A 17023-nucleotide genomic window follows, 5' to 3' on the forward strand; every position below is an offset into this window, starting at 1 on the left:
CGGGGGGGCTTTTGGGCTTATCCCCCCCCCCGGGGGGCCGGCCGGCGTTTCATCGCCACACCCCCCCGCCCGCCTGTGTTGTGTCGGGGTCCGAGCCGGCATGCCGGCTCGGACCAGACTCTCTTACCAGGAAACCGGAAGCGCGTGCACGCCGTACACCACCATGTCGTGCTTGAACCGCACTTCCTCGATCGGGACCGCCAGCGTCAGCGTGGGGATCCGGCGGTAGAGCGTGCCGTAGACGACCTGCAACTCCATGCGCGCCAACAACTGTCCGAGGCACTGGTGTGAGCCGTGGCCGAAAGTCAGGTGGTTGCGGGGTTTGCGCGTCAGGTCCAGCACATCGGGATTCGGGAACACCGACTCGTCCCGGTTGCTGGCCCCGTCGGCGAGAATGAGCCCCTCACCGGCCTTCACCAGCTGCCCCGCTACCTCGACGTCCTCCAGGGCGACGCGACGCCGCCCGACGTGCACGACGGCGAGGTAGCGCAACAGTTCCTCGACCGCGCCGGCGATCAGCCTGGGGTCCTCGGTCTCCCGCAGGTGAGCCAGCTGGTCGGGATGCGCCAGCAGCGCCAGCGTGCCCAGGGCGATCATGTTCGCGGTCGACTCGTGCCCGGCGACCAGCATCAGCAGGCCCAGCTCGGCCACCTCGGTGCGGGTCAGGGCGCCGTCCCGCAGCTGTTCGATCACCAGCATGGAGATCAGGTCGTCGCCCGGCTCGTCGTCCTTGGCGTCGACCAGCTTGAGCAGGTACTCCCGCAGGGCCACGTGCGCTTCGAGCGTCTCCTCGACGGTGCACGACTGGGAGAACAGTTTCTGGCTGCAGTCCTGGAAAAACGCGTGGCCGTCGTAGGGAACGCCGAGCAGCTCGCAGATCACCCGGGACGGCAGCGGCAGCGCGAACGCCGCCACCAGGTCGGTCGGGTTCGACCCGGCCAGCAGGTCGTCGATCAGCTCGTCCACGATCCGGCGCACCATGGGGCGCAGGGCTTCGACCGCCTTGAAGGTGAAGCTCTTGCTCAGCATGCGGCGCTGCATGCCGTGCTCCGGATCGTCCATCATGATCAGCGATCGGAATTCGTGGATCCGCTCGGCGACCGCGGCGGACTCGGCCGGATAGCCGGCCTTGCGCGCGTCGGAGCTGAACCTGTCGTCGGTCAGCACGCGACGATGCGCCTCGTAGCCGGTCACCACCCACGGCGTGCTGCCGTCCCAGATCCGGACCCGGCTGATCGGCCCCGTCCCGCGCAGGCCCGGCGGCGGGTCGAACGGGCAGGTGGCGGCGCGTTCCATCGGATAGAACGGAAAAGTCTCCATTACCCCACTCCCTATCGGGCGGCGTGCACCATGAAGGTGCGCACGGATTCCGGGATCATCGGGGACGGTCGGACCTGCGGCGCCAACCCGTGCCGCCCCACCAGGTCGCACACCTGCGCCAGGCGGTCGTCCAGGTCCTGCACCTCCAGCACGACCTGCCGCACCAGCGCCCAATGGCCGGGGTCGATGCCGTGCAGCACCTCCAGTTCCGCGCCCTCGACGTCCACCTTGAGCAGGTCGATGACGCGGTCGGGCTTCAGGTGCGACGACAGGCGTTCCACCCGCACGTCCACCGGGCGGCCGGTGTACTGGAGCTCGATCTCCTCGGGCGGCAGCACCTCGGCGAGCGCCCGCTTCTGCAGGTCCTTCTCATCGGGGTAGCGGGTCGAATTCGCCGGCAGGCTGGGATAGTACGTGAATCGCGCGCCTTCCTCACGGGTCGCGCCGAGGGCGCACGCCTCGATCTCGACGCCGTCGAGGCGGTGGTAGGCGATATTGGCCCGCAGCGCCCGCAGCGTGTCGGGCATCGGCTCGAACGCGTGGATCCGCGCGTCGGGCCGCAACTGCTTGACCAGATAGGAGAACAGGCCGATGTTCGCCCCGGCGTCGATCACGAAGGCCTGCTCCGGCAGGGTGATCTCCTCGTAGCCGCCGCCGGCGAAGATCTCCTCGTACTGCCACTTCAGTTCGTGCTCGCTGGGTGCGAAGAAGCTCAGGCCCGGGCGGACCTCGAAGGCCTCGATGCCGAGCGTGTCGTCGGGATGCGGTTGGGTAGCGCTCATCAAGGTCCCCGGCTTCGTGGGCGGACGTGCGGTGTCGGATCACACCATCGACGCCGTCCGCACGGGCCCAAAAGGGCGGGGCCGAAGAACCTGCGCACTCGCGTGGGGTGATCGGGCGATCACCGGACGCGCCGGGCGATGTGCCGCGCGCCGACCGCTCGCGATACTCCCTCACACACGCCCGGACGACGTGAATGGGGATACGGCGATGCGCGACGAACACGACTGCGACGTCCTCGTGGTGGGGGCGGGGCCGACCGGCCTGTGCGCCGCGCTTGTGCTGGCCCAGCACGGGGTTCGCGTCCGGGTCGTCGACCGCGAGGCCGGCCCGGTCGAGCAGGCGCGGGCGGCCATCGTGCACGCGCGGACGCTGGAGCACTTCGACCGGCTCGGCGTCGGCGCGGCGGCCGTGGCCCGGGGCCTGCCCATCACCGATGTCGCGCTGCACGAAGGCCGCCGGCATATCGGCGCCATGCCGTTGGCCGGTGCGGGCGTCGCCAACCGAACGCGCTTCCCTTACGCGCTGGCCCTTGAACAGTTCGAGACCGAACGATTGCTGGTCGAAGCGTTGGCGGAGCACGAAGTCGCCGTCGAGTGGAACGAAACGGTGACCGATCTGGTCGATGGCGGCAGCGGCGTGCGGGTGGAACTCGGTTCCGGCGTGATCACCGCGCGGTGGGTCGTCGGCGCCGACGGCGCGAGCAGCACCGTGCGCCGGCTGCTCGGGCAGGAGTTCGCCGGCCGGACCTACGAGCAGGCCGGGTTGCTGGCCGACGTCACCCTCGACGTCGAACTGGGCGTGCGCGGCATGCGCCTCACCCTCACTCGCGGCGGCTTCGTCGGCATCCTGCCGCTGGCCAGCGGCCGCTGCCGGCTGTTCGGCGTGGTGCCGCCCTCGTTGCACCGGGCCCCCGAGCAGCGCGGCGGGCCGTCGCACGAGTCGTACGCCCCGCTCGATCCCGCCGACCTTCAGCGCTGGTTCGACGAGTACTTCAGCGTCGACGCCCAGGTCCGCGAGGTCGTGTGGGCCTCGATGTTCCGCTTCCACAGCCGGCTGGCCTCGCGCTTCCGGGTCGGGCGGGTGTTCCTGGCCGGGGACGCCGCCCACATCCACAATCCGGCCGGCGGGCAGGGCCTCAACCTGGGCGTGGGCGACGCCGTCAACCTGGCGTGGAAGCTCGCCCAGGTGGTCAATGGCGAGGCGCCCGAGCGGCTGCTGGAGACCTACGAGTCCGAGCGGCGGCCGATCGCCGAGACGGTGCTCAAGCGCACCGACTTCGGCTTCAAGCTGGAGACGACCGCCAATCCGGTGGCCGTGTGGATGCGGGCCAACGTCGGCGGCCGGCTGATCGGTCTGGCCAGTCGGCTGGCCGTGGTGCGACGCCTGTTCTTCCACGCCTTCTCGCAGCTGTGGATCAGTTACGCGGACGGTCGTGGCGGCGGGTTGCGGCCGGGCGACCGCGCGCCCTACGCCCCGATCACCCCCACCGCCGACGACGCCCGCAGCGTCCTCGACCTGACTCACGGGCCCGGCTACCACCTGCTCGCGTTCAACGTCTCGGATGTCGAGGACATCGCCGCCCGGTTGGCGGGTCGGTACAGCGCCGGGGTGACGACTCACCTGATCCCGGCCGGCGAGCAGGCCGCCTACCGGGCGTATCAGGTGGACGGCCCGCGGCTGGTGCTGGTGCGGCCCGACGGGCACATCGCCGCGATCGCGGCGTCGGTGGACCCGCTGGTCGGGCATTTGGACGGTGTGCTCACCCGGTCTCGGGTCGAGGCCTGACGTCGGCTCGGATTGTCGGTGCTCGGGCCTAGCATGCGGGCATGACACGGTACGTCGACGAGGACCTGCACGGTGCGGAGTTCCGCGAGTGCGATCTGACCGGGGCGCGGCTGATCGGCGTGGTCATGCCGGATGCCGTGATCGACGGGCTGGTCACCAACCTCGTGGTGAACGGTGTCGAGGTCAGCGGGTACGTCGAGGCGGAGCTGGACCGGCGTCATCCGGTGCGGAGGCTGATCCGCTCGGAGGAACCGGCTGATCTGCGCGAGGCGGCGCGGCGGCTGCATGCCGGCTGGGCCGACACGATCGACCGCATCCGCCGCACGCCCGGCATCGAGCGCCGCAGCGTGAACGACGAGTGGTCGGCGGCGCAGACGATGCGTCATCTGGTCTTCGTGCACGACTCGTGGTTCCGCCGCTGCTGCCTGGGCTCGACCGAGCTGTTCACGCCGATGGGCATCGGGCCGACCGTCGAGCCCTACCGTGAGGCGCACGGGCTTGATCTCTCGCTCGATCCGACCCTGGACGAGATCGTGCGTGTACGTGAGGCACAGGCCGCCGAGTTGGAGGCCTGGCTCGACGAGGTCACCGCTGAACAGCTCGCCGCGCGAGCGCCGATGCCCGACGAAGATGTCTGGCCGCCGTACGCGCGGGGCCGCTCGGTGCGACGATGCCTCGGCACGGTGCTGAACGAGACCTTCGAGCACCACGGCTTCTGCGTCCGCGACCTCGACCTGATCGAGGAATCGCTCAGTTCGTGACGACCCGTCGGATCACCGTGATCGGCCCGATCGCGTCGATCGGGGTGACCTTGATCGGCTCGCCGAAGGTCGCGGCCTGAATGGCCTGGTTGTGGTCCAGGGCCAGGGCCACGTGCTGGACCGGCTGGTAGTAGTAGACGAGGTCGCCGGCCCGCACATCGGCCCGCGAGACCTGCTGGCCGACCTGGGCCTGGTCGGCGGCGACGCGCGGCAGTCCCAGCCCGGCGGCCCGGTAGGCCGCCTGCACCAGCCCCGAGCAGTCGTACGCCCGCGGCCCGACGCCGCCCCATTCGTACGGTTTGCCCAGCTGGGCGATGGCGAACCGCAGAGCAACGCCCACCGCGCCCGGCGGGGTCATCACGTTCGGCGCGGTCACACCGGCCTGGAGCAGGGAGACCTCGTCCGGCGGCAGCGCGTCCAGCGCGGCCCGGACCTGGGCGACCCGCTTGTCCATGTCGGCCCGCTGCGCACCGACCTGGTTCTCGAGGTCGGTCGCGGCCGTGGCCGCCTTGGCCGCGGCGGCCTGCTCCTTCTCCGCCGCCTCCCGTGCCTGCGAGGTCTGGGCGAGGGTCTGGGCAGTCGCCGCCGCGACCGCGTCATCGGCGTCGTGGGCGAGGCCGGCGGCGATGGACGCCGAGGTGAAGTCCTCGGCGCTGGCGCTGTTCAGCACCGCCGCCACGCTGTTGGCCGGCACCAGCGACCGCAGCAGCGCCGCCCGCTTCTTCCGGTCTGCCACCAGCTCGTCGGCCTGCTGCACGGCCTGCTTCCACTTGGCGTCGGCCGTCTGGAAGGCCGTGTTGGCCTTGTCGGCCTGCTGCCGGAGGGACTGCGCCTGCTCCTGGGCCTTGAGCAACTGCTCGTTGACCTTCTCGGCCTGATGGCTCAGATCGGCGTAGTGCGCGATCAGGCCGGCCACGGTCGTCGGCGCGGTGTCGGCGTGCGCCGGCAGCACCGCCGTCCCCAGCACCGTCGCACTCAGCATCATGGCGCAGGCCAAACACAGCGTTCGCATGGTCTCCCCTCCGCCACCGACCATAGCCGATCTCACGGCGCCGGCGGCGGACTCGGATCACGTCTTGGGGGCAGGGCGGGCTGCCCCCAAGGTCAGGCCGCGTGGACCCGGCTGAACAGCTCCGGTCCGGGCGCCACCCCCAGCTCCCGGTTCAGCAGCTCCCGGTACACCTCGTACCCCCGCCGGGCCTCCACCACGTTGCCCTCGGCCAGGTGCGCCTCGATCAACGCCCGCTGCGCGCTCTCCCGCAGCGGCTCGGCGATCACGGCGGTCATCGCCGCCTCCACGGCCTCGGCGCACCGGCCGACCGCGGTCAACCGGCGGCTGAGCTCCTCCAACGCGTGCAGAGTCCGCTGCCGGAGCCGCTCCCGCGCCGACAGGGCCCAGTCGTCGTACCAGCCGGGCAGCAGGTCCAGCGCGTCCGGCCACCACGGCGACAGCTTGAGGTCCTCGGCCCCGGCGCTGCGCGCGATCAGCCGGGCCGCCCAGTCACCGACCAGTTCGACGTCGACGAGCACGTCCTCGCGCAGCGAAAGCGTCCACTTGTCGGCTTCGATCAGGTCGATGCCCGCGCCCCGCAGCCGCCAGAGCGTGGACCGCAGGTTGCCGGCGGCCCGGCCCTCGTCGGTGTCGGGCCAGAGCGCGCCGGCCACATGTTTGCGGGCCATTCGCTGCCGGTGCAACGCCACATACATGAGTAGTCGTTTGCTGCCCTCCGGGACTTCGCTGCGATGCCCGCCGACCGTGACGTACGGGCCGCGGAACAGGTGCACCGCCGGATGGGCGGCGGTGAGCAATGGACTGAACGTGGTCATCAGGATCTCCCCCGAGATCTCCCCCGTTTTACGACCTACGGGGGAGAGTCTAGGAAGACCTCGTCACAGTCCTGTCATCACGCGGTACCCGATGGGGCAGGCGTGGAGGCGACCACGACGATCGCCTCGCTCGGCCCCAGCACCGCCTGGATCTCCGGCATCTGCGGGTTCGGCATGAACGAGGTGCCCAGCAGCGTCGCCCGCACCGCGGCCAGCGGCAGCCGGTCGGTGCTGCTGGCCACGCCCACCACGGTGATCTCCCGGTTCGGGTCGCCCTTGGCGTCCACGATCACCTGCTGAACGGCTTGGTACACACCGGTTTCCGGCGACGTCCACGAGCCGGCCGGGAAATGCGCGGTGCTGATCGGCTGCACCAGACTGCCGACCACGCCGGTCGCGGCCTGCTCCGGAGTCACCCCGGCCCCCGCTGTCGTGCTGTACACCGGAACCGCATCGCCGCTGGTCGAGGCGGCGGCGCCGAAGGTGGCGGTACGGAACGCCACATCGCTGCGGTGATTGCCCCGCACGAAAGCGACCCAGCCCAGTTCGCGGTAGTCCTCCGGCACGTACACGTCGATCGACGCCGGATTCCCTTCCTGCAAGGGAATCCGGTCCCGGTGCTGAGCCCGCCGCACGTGCTCGGCCACGAAGTCGGTGGGACAGTAGACGAAGTTGAGGTCGGCGTACTGTCCGAGCTGGCCGAACAGAGCCTGGACATCCTGCTCCACCCCGGAATCCGTGCCGATCACCGGCAGGTAGCCGGCCGGCGGCAGCTCGCTGATCCCCCGGTCCGGCAACGTCACCGGGGCGGCGTCGGCCGGGGCCGTCCCGCTCAGCGCGCTGATCGCCGAGCTCAGCAGCTGCACCGGCTTGGTCTCGTCGTGCTGGGTGACGCCGGTGCGGGCCGCGTCCAGCCACTGCACGACCTGCGCGATCGACGACGCCGCCACGGGATCGCCGAGCACATCGGCCAGCTGGGCCTGGAACTGGCTGATCTGGGCCAGGAAAACCGATTCCGGCCGCATGCCCAGCCGGTTGCCCCACAGCCGCCCGGCCGGGCTCTCCACCAGCTCCCGCCGGGCGATCCACTGGTCCACCTGCACACCGTTGGTGCCACGCCACAACACGCCCAGCGGCACCGAGTTCAGCTCGGACGGCTGCGGGGCGCCGGCGTGCCACGGGTGGTTGTTGAGGCCGTCGTCGGTCCGCAGCCACTGCCCGCCCGTGCGCTCGGACTCGAAGTACTTGGACGCCAACCAATTGCGCTGATCCTTGGCCACCTGGGCGTCCAGGCCCGGGAGCGTGACCGGCACCAGCTGCACCCGAGCGCCCTCGGTGAGGTTGGACTGGATGGTGCCGCCGTTGCAGGCGTCGTCGCACACCGTGCCGTAGACGTTCTCGTCGGCGCTGGCCACCGGCGGGCCGGGGACCAGATCGACGCGCCAGTAGGTGTTGCCCGCGGCCGGCAGGTGAGTGAGGTCCAGGCTGCCGACCTGGTCCGACACCAGCGGCATGCCGACGTGGTCGACCGCCAGCCCCGGCGTGATCTGGAGTTTCGCCTGGTCCAGCGACAGGTCGTAGCCGTGGACCACGCCGGGGCCGCCGCCCCGCCCGACCAGGGTGGCCAGCGCCTTGGCGTAGTCCTCCATCTCGTTGAGGTGCTGGGCCCGCAGGAAAAGGCCGTCCTGGGCGTTGAGGCGCGTGACGCCGCCCGACAGGTCGACAAACGGGTTCGTCATGGCCTGGGCCTCCTCGGGAACATGATCACGGCGTCGCGGCCGTCGTCCTTGCCCGCGGGCGGTCCGCCGGCCACACCGGCCAGGGGCACCGCGGGATCCACACCGAACGCCGGCTCGGGGCCGGTGCCCCGCACGATCAGCCGGCCGGTGTCGTTGGCCAGCTGGTCGGCCAGCCGCACCACGACCGTGGTGCCGTCGCGAACCTCGATGGTGTCCACGTCGTCGTCGGCCCAGCCGCGGTCGGCCGACAGCGAGGTGATGCGCACCGCCCGCCGCAGCGAACGGGCGTTGACCGGGGCCGTCACCTCGAACTCCAGCGTCCGGTCGTCCGTCCAATTGAGACTGTCTGGCAACACCCTTGGGCCGCCGTGGTCGGGAGTGCCGGCCGACCCGAACAGGCTCGGGGCCGTGCCGGCCGTGAGCTCCTGGATCACCGAAGTCGGCAGCAGCGTGGTGCGCGCCGAGGAGTCGATGTCGACCTTGTCGATCTGGATCGCGCCGGACACCTCGTGCTGCTTGATCACCAGTCGCGCCAGCACCACGCCGGACTTCTCGTCGGTGGTCGGGAACAGCGACAGCCCGTCGACACCGGCCTCGACCGCCGGCTTGAGCTCGACCGCGTCGAGGGCGGCCAGCTTGCGGAACTCGGCCAGCAGCACCTGCGCCCGGTTGCCGTCCGGGGCCGACATGACCGCCTCGATCGAGGCCAGCGCGTCCTGGCTGGCCTGGTCAGTGCCCGGCGCGAGCAGCCCGAACAGCACCCGCAGCCGCCGGTAGTCGGCCGGGGTCGACGATGGTGGCGACCCGTCGTCGGCCTTCAGGCTCAGCCGCACGGTCTCCAGCACGCGCGAGTAGTCGTCGTGCTTGCGCGTGACGTCGCAGGGATCGGCCAGCGTCGGCACCAGAGACGTTGGCACGCAGGAGAAGTCGGCCACCAAGGTCGCGGTGATGGTGTCGCCGGCCGGTTTCTGCGCGGTCACCCAGTCCATCAGGTTCAGGCACAGGCTGGTCTCGGCGAACAGCTCCCGCCCGTGGCCGTCCACGGCCAGGCCCGGCGACACGCTGAGCTGGTACTCGCCGCCGAGCGCCACCTGGTAGCCCCAGGCCACGCCGCTGCCGTGCAGCCAGGCCGAGTGCAGCATCTGCTTGCCGCGGGGATTGCCCATCATGGTGCGGAAGTCGTCCTCCCCGAGCAGCATGCCGAAGGCAACCCGCAGCGCACTGAACGGGTTCACCGGCAGGTCGGACTCGGAGCACGACTGGCACGGCGCCGCGGTGTCGTCACAGGTCGTCATCTCATCTCCTTCATGGGTTCGCCGGGAAAGGGCCGCCCGGCCTTGGCGTGCTCCAGGCGCATCGCCGCGACGATGTGGTGTTGTCGCACGGAGTCGGAGGCCGCGGCCGCGCTGAACGCGGCGGCGATCGCGGCGTTGCGGATCCAGCCGCCGGGCACCGGGTACAGCCGCGCCAGCACGTCGGTGTCCACGTCCTCGCCGGTCACCTCGGCCGGCAGGTGCAGCGCCCACAGCCGGCGCCGGCACGCCTCGTCGGGCTGCGGGAACTCCACCACGAAGTCCATCCGGCGCAGGAACGCCGGGTCGATGTTGTGCCGCAGGTTGGTGGCCAGCGCCACCAGCCCGTCGAAGCGGTCCAGCCGTTGCAGCAGGTAGGCGGTCTCCAGGTTGGCGTAGCGGTCGTGCGCGTCGCCGACGTCGGTCCTGGTCGCGAACAGCGCGTCGGCCTCGTCGAACAGCAGCACGGCCTGCGTCCGCTCGGCCACGTCGAACACCGCCGACAGGTTCTTCTCGGTCTCCCCGATCCACTTCGACACCACCCGCGAGACGTCCACGGTGATCAGGTCGGTGCCCGCCGCGGCCGCCACGACCTCGGCCGACAGCGTCTTGCCGGTGCCGGGCGGGCCGGCGAACAGCAGCCGCGCGCCCCGGGATGCCCTGGCATGCCGGCGAAATCCCCAGTCGTCGAGCACCGTCGGCTCGTGCACGAGGCGATTGACGGCCGCCCGCAACTGGTCGGCCGGTTCTGCCGGCAGCACCAACCGATCCCAGCCCACGTCCGGTGTCGTGAGCTCGACGCCCGGCGGCAGGGCCACCCCGGCGCGGGTCCTGATCGCCGCCGAGATGTCCCGCACGCCCAGCGATCGCCCGCCGAGCCGCTGCCGGCTGCGCACGTCGATCGCCGTCTGCGCGGTGAGCGCCGGGTCCAGCGGGTGCCGGGCGGCCAGTGCGGCGGCCTGATCGGCCATGTCCGGCAAGGCATGCCGCCATGCCGCACGGTGTTCCTCGTGCCGCGAGCGGCCGATCGGCAGGGCCAGCAGCGGCCGTCCGACGCCGGCGAGGAACGACCCCGGACCGGAGACCACGATCACCGGACCCGGCGAGGTCAGCTTCAGCTCGGGAATCGGCTTTCCTTCTCCCGCCGCGTCGAGCACGAGGACCGGGACCGCGTCCCGGACCGCGGCATGCGCCGTGAGCAGGGCGATGCTGGCGGTGTCGTCGGCCGACACCCGCCCGGCGGTCATGGCGACGCCGGACTCGGCCGCCAGGGCCGCGCATCGGCCCAGCGCCACGATCTCGCTGTCGGCGGTGATCAGCAGCGTGCGGGTTTCGTTGGACCGCAAGGCGTTGACGACAAGCCGGACCTCGGGTTGCGCACGCCAGACGTCCAGGCCGGCCGGCGACTCGCCGATCGGCAGTCGGTCCATGCCCGCCGGCCAGGCGTCGTGGCCGTGCAGGGAGTCCCACAGGCTCGGCGCGATCACCAGCGATCGTTCGAACAGCGTATCCTCGCCGGTCAGGTGGACCAGTCCGTTGCGCAGCAGGGCGCCTTCGTGGACCAGTCGTCGCATCGTGGCCCGGTCGCCGGCAATTCCCTCCACCACCAGCGAGGCCAGCCCGAGGGTCGGTCGTGCCTCGCCGCGTGGGTGCAACGCGCGGAACGTGCCGGCGAGGCCCTCGTGCTCCTCCGGCAAACCGGCCAGCAGCAGCAGGCCCCGCTCGTCCTCGGTGAGCCGAAACCGTTGCGCCATCAGGTCGAACGGATGGCCGGGCAGGGTCGGCGCGGCCACCTCCTTGGCCCAGGTCCGGAGGAAGTCCACGGCCTCGGCCGCCCCCGACCCGGTGCTGCATTGGGCTTCGAGCACCTCCGCGACCCGGACCGCCAGCGTGGCCGCGCGCGCCGACAAGTCCCGACTGATCGGCTCACTCATAGCGGTACCTCACGATCGCCCCGAGCCACGGCAGCCAGCCGGGGTCGATGTCCAGGCCGGCGCGGCGCACGTCGATGTTGACCTCGTCCAGCCGCAGCACCACCTCCAGCAGACCGGGCTCGCCCTCGATGACTCCCTGCCGCTGCGCCAACTCCAGGGCCGCCAGCTGCTCGTCCTCGCGGTCGAGCCGCAGCATGGCGACGGTGGTCCAGTGGGCGGCGTACTCGCGCAGACTGTCCAGTTCGGACGGTGATGGCGGCGCGGCCTTCTCGGTCGGCAAGGGCTCCGAAGGGTGCAAGCCGGCCAGCACCAGCGCCGCCGGGTCGTCCTCGGCCAGCGGCACCAGCCGCTGAGCCAGGGCGTGCATGATCCACCGCAGCGGACGGTCGGCCAGGGCCGGATCGGCCAGCAGCAGCTCCGGGATGCCGGCTTCCTCAGCCGCAGCGAGGAAAAACGGCAGGCCGGCCCAGGACGTCGACCAGACCTTGGTGGGCTGGTCGAGCGGCAGCGGCTTGTCTGAGGCCGCCTCGCTGCCCAGCAACCCGGCGACCTGCTCGACCAGCCGTGGCCCGTCGGCCCGGGCCAGCGCGCCGGGATCCTGTTCGGCGACGCTGAGAACCGCCAGCGCCACCAAGGTTTCCCGGTTCGGCCGCAGCCGACTGTTGGTGAGCTGCGCGGCGAAGGTCGACTGCCGGTGCAGCATCGTCGCGAGTGTGCGGTTGCCATTGGGACGATCAGCAGAGCCGTCAAAGATCGACGGGGTGAAGCCGCCGATCTGTTCCCAGACCAAAGTCGCCAACGCGACCCAGCCCCGGGTGCCGAGGGCCCGAGTCAGCGGGGCCAGCCCGACTTCCCTGATGGCACGCGACAATCCCGTGACCAGGTGCTGCGGGAAACGGCGGGCGGCGGCGATGATCGCCTCGGCCGGCGAGTGCGACGGCTCGGGATCGCCCGAGCTCAGCAGGCCCGCCTGCCGCCACGCCCAGGCGTGGCCCAGCCGGCCGAGACCGATGCCGGCGATCAGGTCGGCCAGGGCCCGCAGCTCGCTCCCGAAGTGCACCACCGTAATCGGTGAACCGGCTTCGGCCGCCCGCTGCTTGACGTGAACCCGTCGTACCAAGGCATTCGCGGTGTCGGCGCTGGTCACGGCATCGCCGTTCAGCGCCGACCGCAGCACCTCAACCACGGCCGCGGCCCAGGTGTCGGCCAGCTCGCGGTCGGGACGGCTGAAGTCCAGTGTCACCACCACGTTCAGCCGCTCCACGCACCACAGTCCTGGCGGCAGGCCGGCATCCTCGATCGCGGCGTCCAACCAGTGCTCGGCGACCTCGGCCAGCAGCCGCTCGGTGCGGCGGGCGATGGAATCGTCGCCGCCATGGGTGGTGCTGGACAGGCGGTCGATGGTCAACGTGGTCATCCCACCCTCACCTTGCCCATCACGGCGGTGTCGCCCACGGTCGAGCCGATCGCCGGCACACCGACCACGCCGTCGCCGCCGACCAGGGTGTAGCCGACGACCGCGGGCGTGAACTGCGCGCCGGGGCCGACGAACGTGGTGAGCCGGACCAGCGCCTGCCGCCCGATGCGCATGCCGTTGCCGAGTTCGCACAGCTCGTAGCTGGTGTGCGCGGGCCGGTGGTCGTCGAGAATGCCTTTGACCACAGCGAGTTGCTCGGACGTCAGCGTGTTCGGGATGAGCACGGTGAACTGGTGCGCGGTCTGCGTGAACGTGTCCTCGGTCGGCTTCGCGCCGCCGACGCCGAGGGTGAACTCGCCCAGCGCCGGCGGAGCACCGCCGACCGCCGGCGCGGGCTGGCTGCCCGGGCGGTCGCCCAGCACCGCCCCACCGGGGCCGCGCAGCTGCCAGCGCTCCACGATCGCCGGCTCGTATCCCAGGTATATCGTCAAGATCCGGGTCAGCGCCGCCGTGGTGCCGCGCCGGCTGAACAGCGGATACGCCTCGGCGATCAGCTGCCGGCGGGCCGTCTCGGGCCAGCGGCGGTCCAGCACCAGGCCGGCGAACCCGGCCAGCCAGGACAAGGCCTCCTGCGGGGTCGAGGTCGGGTCCAGCAGGATCGCCCGCTGGGCCGCCCGCATGTCCATCTCGTGCAGCAAACCCTCGGCCGGGCCGAGGAAACGCTGGAGGAAGTCGGCGTCGCCCTCGTCACGGGAGAACATCCGCGGGAGCTGGGTGAGCAGCTGGTGCCCCGGCCGCTCCACCCGCATGGCCCGGATCGTGGGGCTCACGCGGTGGGTTCCGTTGAAGGTCAACCCGATCCACAGGTACCGGCCGGGCGGTGCGGACACCGGGGCCTCGTACGTCTCGAAGGTGTCGTCGGCGGCGATCTGCGCCCACGGCGTCTCGCGGCCGGTCGGCCGCCGGAACAGCGGCATCGGCTTGGCCGACCAGAGCTGCTCCGGGTCGGGCGCGTTGTCGTCGTCGCTGGTCAGGAACTGCACGCCGAGACTGGCATCGGTCGGGATGCAGCCGTCGAGGAACAGGCGGCCCCACCGGTTGCGGTAGACGCCGCTGTCCAGCCGGTAGGTGATCAGCGTGCCGTCGGTGTCGCGCACGGCGGCGGAGCCGGTCGTCCAGCCGATGCCCTCGGCCGTCGTGAAGGCGATCCGTCCGGTGGGCGCGATGGAGATGGCGCCGCCGTCGTAATCCGGCGCTCCCAACGGTTCCAGCTCCAGCAAGTCCTGGCCGACCGGCGCGAAGCGGCGGAGAGACTGTCCGCTCCCCCGGGCGACGACGATCGTGCCGTCGCCGGTGACGTCCAGGTCGCTGATGTCCGGCAAGTCGAGCCGGATCTTTCCGTCCACAGTGGATATCACCGAGCGCGAGGTCCACGGGTGTCGCCACAACACCAACAGCCCCTGTGGCGACATGGCAATCCGCTGCGGCACCAGGCCTGTGGTGCACTCCGGCGCCACCAGCTCGGGCCCGGGCTTCGGCCCGCGACGGCCTTCGATCACCACAAGGCCGTTCGGGTTGTGCAGCAGCACGTAGACGCCGCAGCACTTCGCCGCGATGTCCACGGGTTCGCGGCACGGCACCGGGACCTTGCGCAGCAAGCGCCGGGCCACCAGGTCGACCACGTGCACGGTGCTCGCGCCGGACTCGGCGATGTAGAGCCGTTGGGCGTTGTCGATGGCCACGCCCAACGGCCGGCGCAGGATGCCGTGGGCCGGCGTGGGCGATGTGTTGTACCCGTTGGGAATCACCTGCACCAGGCCCTGATCCGGCCGCGACCGGTAGGCCCGGCACCAGCGGTCGAAGGCCAGGCCGGCCGGCGCGTAGGTCCGCGGCCCGGACGGCTTCGGCGTCGCGTCCGTCCACTGTAGAGTGACGCCCTCGTTCGGGACCAGGACGGTGTTGTCGAACTGGCAGCGCAGCCACTGCTCGGGCTGCACCACCTGGCTGTACCCGCGGTCGCCGTCCATCAGCACACCTCGGGCGGGACCGGCACGACCGCCGAGGCCGGCGGCGGTGGCGTGTACGCCTGGCCCGGGTCGAGGGGCTTGCCCTCGACCACCGTGATGTCGATGATCCGCGGGACTTCCCACGGCCGCAGCGTCACCGTGGTCTTGTTGTCGAAGCCGCCCTTGCCGTTCGGCGTGGCCAGAATGAGGTCCTCCAGGTAGTCCACGCCGTCGACCTGCACCGCCACCGCCTGGAGTTCGGCCGCGCGGACCGTGCGGCCCAGCGGCCAGCCGTTGCCGTCGGGGCCGTAGGGCGGGACGGGGGCGAGGAACTGGCGCACGATCAGCTCGGCCCAGCGGCGGACCGCGTCCACCTGGAACCCGTCGTGGACGTGCACGCCGACGGAGATCGCGATCGGGACGTAGGTCGGCGGGATCACGTAGAGCTCGGTGGTGAGCAGGCGGCGGGCGTCGAGATAGGCCGCGACCCGGCTGAGCAGGCCCTTGTCCGGCAGCGGGGCGTCCGGGGCGCGCAGGTCCTCGTTCGGGAACACCACCACGCTGACCACGCCCGCCGCCGGCACCTCCGGGGTGTCCGGGTGCAGCAGCGGCAGCGCCTCGGCCCGGGCCACGCCGGCGACTTCCCGGGCCAGCTCACGGAAATCCTCGGCCACCACGGCACGGTCCCGGCGGTGCACCTGACCCGGCACGCTGTCCATCGCCTCGGTCAGGCTGGCCGCGTCCGCGCCGCCGACCGCCGGCAGCGGGTTGCTCGCCTTGACCCCGCCCACCTGGGTGATCGACTTCGCCGGGACGTTGCCGGCCGCACCGCCGCCGTAGCGGTAGCCCAGCACCCGGATGCGTTGCCCCTGCTGGGGAAGCCGCGGCCCGTTGAAGGTGATCACGCCGGCCGTCAGGTCCACTGTGAACGGTCGGTCGTCCGGGGTGCTGGCGATGAAGTCCGCGACCTCGGTCCAGTCGTGCCAGCCGTCGGCCTCCTCGACCTGGAGCCGGACCGTGTCGGCCAGCACCGGGCGCTGGGTGAGACGGTACTGCTGGCCGGGATCGCCGGTGCCGGCGCCGATCAGCTCCGGCGTCGCCGTCTTGGCCTGCACGGCCGAGACCGCGTTCAGGCCGACCCAGCGCACCCGGCCGATGCCGTCGGCCGCCGTCGCCGGGCGGCTGACCCGCAGCCAGGCCACCACCAGCGCCGCCTGCTTGTCGTCGTTGAGCGGCGGCGGGTTGTCGGCGTCGCCGTTGCCCTGGCCGCCGGGAGCGATCACCGGCAGCGGCTTGGGCAGCTCCAGCTTGACCACGCCGTCCTCGACCAGGCCGGCCGTGGTGTCGCCCAGCACGCGCAGGTTGGTGAACGAGGATTTCCCTTGGGGCGTGGGCGGATTCCACAGCTGCCAGATCATCGGCGGCGGGGCCGTGGTCAGCTGCGCCGACTGGAATTCCGTGGGACTGGCGGTGGGCAGGCTGAACGACGTGATCGCCTGGTCGAAGGCCACGCCCACGAACAGGGTGTGGCCGGCCAGCTGCTGAAGGTCCGTGGTTTTGCGGCCCAGCAGGGCAATCCACAGCGACCTGTCCACTGTGGAGCTCACTTCCAGCGCGACCGCGTCCGGGGCCAGCGGGTCCGCCGGCACCGCGACCGTCTCGTAGAACGTCGCGTCCGGGGCCTCCGCGAACGGGATCCTGGCCCGCGCCAACGCATCCGCCCGGCGCTCCCGCTCCGCCGCCGTCATCGCCTGCTGGGGCTGGCCCACCTTGCCCACCGCCACCGAGTCCAGCGGCCAGGCGTACACCTCGTCCTGCGTCTCGAACGACAGCGCGCCGGCCTTCGCCTCCGTGGCCTTCACCACCTGCACGCCCGCCGCCACATCCGTGTCCGCGGCCAACAGCACCGTCGCCGACTGGGCCGTGCGGGGCTGCACGCCCAGCATGCGCAGGAACTCGATCCTGGTCGTGTCCGGGATCTGGTTGAAGCGGAACAGCAGCGCTTCCCCCAGGTACGCGAACAGCTCCAGCAGCGCGATGCCCGGGTCGCTCTCGTTGTGGTTGGTCCACTCCGGGGCGTAGACCGGGATCCGCTTGACCAGCTCGTCGCGCAGCTGCTGGTACGAGCGGTCGTCCAGAATGGGACCGTTCAACGCCAT

At 71.5% G+C, this 17023-nt stretch carries 12 protein-coding genes; 2 read left to right on the forward strand and 10 right to left on the reverse strand.

All coding sequences use genetic code 11. From position 1 onward, the window contains the following. Positions 1 to 123: 123 nt before the first annotated feature. Together ACIG5F_RS35735 and ACIG5F_RS35740 are read right to left on the reverse strand one after the other, a co-directional pair. Positions 124 to 1320, reverse strand: coding sequence for a cytochrome P450 (locus tag ACIG5F_RS35735; protein WP_396524393.1), 1197 nt, complete (start codon positions 1318 to 1320; stop codon positions 124 to 126). A gap of 11 nt (positions 1321 to 1331) precedes the next feature. Next, positions 1332 to 2102 (reverse strand): FkbM family methyltransferase, encoded by a 771-nt coding sequence (locus tag ACIG5F_RS35740; RefSeq protein ID WP_396524394.1) that lies wholly within the window; start codon positions 2100 to 2102, stop codon positions 1332 to 1334. Positions 2103 to 2310: 208 nt separating this feature from the next. On the opposite strand from ACIG5F_RS35740, the gene ACIG5F_RS35745 reads away from it, so the two are divergent. Then, the gene (locus ACIG5F_RS35745; protein WP_396524395.1) at positions 2311 to 3888 is read left to right on the forward strand and encodes an FAD-dependent monooxygenase; all 1578 of its coding nucleotides are present in this window, start codon (positions 2311 to 2313) and stop codon (positions 3886 to 3888) included. Between the two features lie 41 nt (positions 3889 to 3929). Next, positions 3930 to 4649, forward strand: a complete 720-nt coding sequence (locus ACIG5F_RS35750) for a DinB family protein (RefSeq protein WP_396524396.1) — start codon at positions 3930 to 3932, stop codon at positions 4647 to 4649. On the opposite strand, the gene ACIG5F_RS35755 is transcribed toward ACIG5F_RS35750, so the two are convergent. From ACIG5F_RS35755 to ACIG5F_RS35790, 8 genes are all read right to left on the reverse strand, one after another. Continuing rightward, positions 4639 to 5661, reverse strand: a complete 1023-nt coding sequence (locus ACIG5F_RS35755; protein ID WP_396524397.1) for an NlpC/P60 family protein — start codon at positions 5659 to 5661, stop codon at positions 4639 to 4641. The genes ACIG5F_RS35750 and ACIG5F_RS35755 overlap by 11 nt on opposite strands. A gap of 92 nt (positions 5662 to 5753) precedes the next feature. Continuing rightward, on the reverse strand, positions 5754 to 6476 hold the full coding sequence (locus ACIG5F_RS35760) for a BTAD domain-containing putative transcriptional regulator (RefSeq protein ID WP_396524398.1): 723 nt from the start codon (positions 6474 to 6476) through the stop codon (positions 5754 to 5756). Positions 6477 to 6553: 77 nt separating this feature from the next. Beyond that, positions 6554 to 8215, reverse strand: coding sequence for a hypothetical protein (locus ACIG5F_RS35765; protein WP_396524399.1), 1662 nt, complete (start codon positions 8213 to 8215; stop codon positions 6554 to 6556). Then, positions 8212 to 9510, reverse strand: coding sequence for a hypothetical protein (locus tag ACIG5F_RS35770; RefSeq protein WP_396524400.1), 1299 nt, complete (start codon positions 9508 to 9510; stop codon positions 8212 to 8214). Before ACIG5F_RS35770 ends, ACIG5F_RS35765 begins: the two co-directional genes overlap by 4 nt. Next, positions 9507 to 11441 carry an ATP-binding protein gene (locus ACIG5F_RS35775; RefSeq protein WP_396524401.1) on the reverse strand — a complete coding sequence of 645 codons (1935 nt, stop codon included), beginning with the start codon at positions 11439 to 11441 and terminating at the stop codon, positions 9507 to 9509. Before ACIG5F_RS35775 ends, ACIG5F_RS35770 begins: the two co-directional genes overlap by 4 nt. Continuing rightward, positions 11434 to 12858, reverse strand: coding sequence for a hypothetical protein (locus ACIG5F_RS35780; RefSeq protein WP_396524402.1), 1425 nt, complete (start codon positions 12856 to 12858; stop codon positions 11434 to 11436). The genes ACIG5F_RS35775 and ACIG5F_RS35780 overlap by 8 nt, the downstream gene beginning before the upstream one ends. Next, the gene (locus tag ACIG5F_RS35785; protein WP_396524403.1) at positions 12855 to 14885 is read right to left on the reverse strand and encodes a phage tail protein; all 2031 of its coding nucleotides are present in this window, start codon (positions 14883 to 14885) and stop codon (positions 12855 to 12857) included. Before ACIG5F_RS35785 ends, ACIG5F_RS35780 begins: the two co-directional genes overlap by 4 nt. Next, entirely contained in the window at positions 14885 to 17023 is a 2139-nt protein-coding gene (locus tag ACIG5F_RS35790; RefSeq protein ID WP_396524404.1) for a putative baseplate assembly protein, read from the reverse strand. The genes ACIG5F_RS35785 and ACIG5F_RS35790 overlap by 1 nt, the downstream gene beginning before the upstream one ends.

It is taken from the genome of Kutzneria sp. NPDC052558 (assembly GCF_044547355.1).
In the GTDB taxonomy this organism is placed as follows: domain Bacteria; phylum Actinomycetota; class Actinomycetes; order Mycobacteriales; family Pseudonocardiaceae; genus Kutzneria.